Raw genomic sequence first — 254 nt, 5'->3', positions numbered from 1 at the left:
AAAAGAAAAGCCCCGCGTCGAGTGCGGGGCTGTCAGGAGGGTGCGGTGGTGCTGGGTCAGTCGGGCTTGTCGCCCAGGACATGCTGCTTCCACAGGTCGAATGCCTGCTCGGGCGGCAGCTCGGCGAGGATGACGATGGGCTGGGCCTGCCGGGCGCGCAGCGAAGCGAAGTACGACTTGCGGTCGGCGATGGCCTTGAGCTTGATGCCCTTGATGAACAGCAGTTTGCGGTCCTTGATGAACAGCACCTTGTT

At 63.0% G+C, this 254-nt stretch carries 1 pseudogene; it reads right to left on the bottom strand.

Annotated features, from left to right (window positions below):
* Window positions 1–56: 56 nt before the first annotated feature.
* Window positions 57–254, bottom strand: a pseudogene (locus AC3XQU_RS24345) (hypothetical protein); the annotation flags it as partial.

It is taken from the genome of Telluria sp. AZSoR62, assembly GCF_058111565.1.
Note: the sequence above shows the minus strand (reverse complement) of the source record. Positions and strands in the feature narration are given on the sequence as shown.